The organism is Brevundimonas sp., assembly GCF_032107865.1.
Taxonomy (GTDB): domain Bacteria; phylum Pseudomonadota; class Alphaproteobacteria; order Caulobacterales; family Caulobacteraceae; genus Brevundimonas.
The window spans coordinates 1-256 of record NZ_DAMCNG010000071.1 but is presented as its reverse complement, the minus strand read 5'-3'; the positions used below and the strand labels follow the sequence as shown (position 1 = coordinate 256).

Here is a 256-nt window from a genome sequence, read left to right as displayed (position 1 = left end):
ATCCTGGCCCTGCAATCCCCGGAATACGTCGCCGGCGTGCGCCAGTTCGCCTCCGACCCGGCCCAGCGTCAGCAGATGGTGTCGCGAATCGTCGCCGACCCGGCCTACGCCGCCACCCTGCCCGGCGCGGAAGCCGCCGCCGGCCTGATCGCCAGCACCATGGGCCAGGACGCGGCGACCATGACCGCCCTCGCCGAGGCGGTGGAGACGGACGCCTACACCATCCAGGAGCGCCGTGATCCCCGTCGTCGCTGGG

1 pseudogene is annotated in these 256 nt (G+C 73.0%); it reads left to right on the top strand.

Going from position 1 to position 256, the window contains the following annotated elements:
- Positions 1–256: pseudogene (locus tag RT567_RS07970) on the top strand (hypothetical protein); the annotation flags it as partial.